Source organism: Salinimicrobium oceani (assembly GCF_012037645.1).
This window is the reverse complement of sequence record NZ_JAAVJR010000477.1, coordinates 1-490: the sequence shown is the minus strand read 5'-3', so window position 1 is coordinate 490 and position 490 is coordinate 1. Positions and strand designations below refer to the sequence as shown.

Genomic DNA, 490 nt, shown 5'->3' with positions numbered 1-490 from the left:
ATCCTTATCGCCGGGAAAGGTCATGAGACCTATCAGGAGATCAATGGTGTGAGGAAAGATTTTGACGACTTTAAGATCGTAAGCGAAACTTTGAAAGAATTGAAAAAGTAAAATCCAGGCAGGGAAATTAGAAGATATGTTATACCACCTGTTCGAATATCTTGAAGAAGCCTACACCTTTCCCGGGGAGCGGTTGTACCAGTACATCTCCTTCCGTTCGGCTATGGCTATCATCATTTCTTTGGGAATTTCGACAATCTATGGAAAAAGGATCATCAATTATCTTCAGAAAAAACAAATTGGCGAGAGTGTAAGAGATCTTGGGCTGGAAGGCCAAACTGAAAAGGCAGGTACCCCTACTATGGGAGGATTGATCATCATTTTAGCAACCTTGATACCTGTATTGTTGCTGGCCCGACTCGACAATATTTATGTGATCCTTTTGATCGTTACCACTCTTTGGATGGGAGCGATAGGATTTTTGGACGAT

Annotated in this window: 1 pseudogene; it reads left to right on the top strand. The window is 41.8% G+C overall.

Annotated elements, in window-relative coordinates:
• Window positions 1–136: 136 nt before the first annotated feature.
• Window positions 137–490: pseudogene (locus HC175_RS17820) on the top strand (phospho-N-acetylmuramoyl-pentapeptide-transferase); the annotation flags it as partial.